This is a genomic window from Amycolatopsis sp. NPDC104587 (assembly GCF_055583645.1).
The window spans coordinates 1-1,568 of record NZ_JBVJNO010000033.1; the positions used below are offsets into that span (position 1 = coordinate 1).

The window sequence follows — 1,568 nt, forward strand, 5'->3', positions numbered from 1 at the left end:
CCAGACCGTCCTGGGCACCCTCGCCGACGGCGACTACTTCGGCGACACCACCCTGGTCCGCACCGACGGGATCTGGGAGTTCACCGCCAAAGCCGTCACCACCTGCACCGTCCTGTCCCTGCCCCGGCACGTGTTCGACGACGTCCTCTCCCGCTCCGACACCCTGCAGGCCCACCTGGACGCCTACGTCGCCGATGGGGCCAGCGCCCGCAACGACCACGGCGAAGCGGAGATCTCCCTGGCGTCGGGCCACGACGGGGAACCGACCCTGCCCGGCACGTTCGTCGACTACGAAGCCTCCCCCCGCGAATACGAACTCTCGGTCGCGCAGACGGTGCTGCGGGTCCACTCCCGGGTCGCGGACCTCTACAACCAGCCGATGAACCAGATCGAGCAGCAGCTGCGGCTGACGGTCGAGGCGTTGCGGGAGCGGCAGGAACACGAGCTGGTCAACAACACCGACTTCGGGTTGCTGCACAACGCCGACTTCGCCCAGCGGATCCCGACCCGGACCGGGCCGCCGACCCCGGACGACTTCGACGAGCTGCTCGCGTTGGTGTGGAAAGACCCCGGGTTCTTCCTCGCGCACCCGAAGACGATCGCGGCGTTCGGGCGGGAATGCACCAAGGCCGGGGTGTATCCGGACGCGGTGGACCTGGGCGGGCACCAGGTCCCGGCGTGGCGGGGCGTGCCGATCCTGCCCTGCAACAAGATCCCGGTCACCGAGACCCGGACCAGCTCGGTGCTGCTGATGCGGACCGGGGAGCAGGCCCAGGGCGTGGTGGGGTTGCATCAGACGGGGTTGCCGGATGAGTACCAGCCGGGGTTGAACGTGCGGTTCATGGGCGTGAGTGAGCAGGCGATCATCTCGTATCTGGTGTCGGCGTACTATTCGGCGGCGGTGCTGGTGCCGGATGCGTTGGCGGTGCTGGAAAGCGCCGAAATCGGCCGGGAGAGCTGAGACCCGTGACGGTCACCGAAGAGGCGTCCGTGCAGCTGTCGCTGAGCGTCACAGCGGCACGGACCCTCACGACGACAACCAAAACCCTGCCGCAGATGCGCGGCATCACCACCCGGTGGCTGCTGTCCCAGCTGCCCTGGGTCGACGTCCCCGCCGGCTCCTACCGCGTCAACCGCCGCCTCACCTACACCATCGGCGACGGCAAGGTGAGTTTTTTCAGCACCGGTTCCCGGGTGCAGGTCGTGCCCGCCGAACTCACCGAACTCGAACTCCTGCGCGGCTTCAGCGACGAACAAGCCCTCACCGCCCTCGCCGACGCCTTCGAACAACGCGAATACGAACCCGGCGCCACCCTGCTCACCGCCGGCGAACCACTCGACACCCTCATCCTCATCGCCCACGGCAAAGTCACCCGCCACGGCCGCGGCGAATACGGCGACGAAACCACCCTCGCCACCGCCACCGACGGCGACCACCTCGGCGCCGAACTGCTCGCCCGCGACACCACCACCTGGACCTTCACCGCCCGCGCCGCCACCCGCGTCACCGCCCTCGTCCTACCCGCCACCACCTACGCCCGCCTCAACGGCCGCTCCGAAACCCTGCG

2 protein-coding genes are annotated in these 1,568 nt (G+C 68.9%); both read left to right on the top strand.

The annotated features are described in order from the left end of the window. Positions 1-961, top strand: a 961-nt coding sequence (locus tag ACZ61C_RS47620; RefSeq protein ID WP_465314622.1) for a family 2B encapsulin nanocompartment shell protein, incomplete at its 5' end; no start/stop codon positions are given. Positions 962-966: 5 nt separating this feature from the next. Beyond that, positions 967-1,568 (top strand): cyclic nucleotide-binding domain-containing protein (locus ACZ61C_RS47625; protein ID WP_465314623.1); only part of this gene is annotated, 602 nt, incomplete at its 3' end.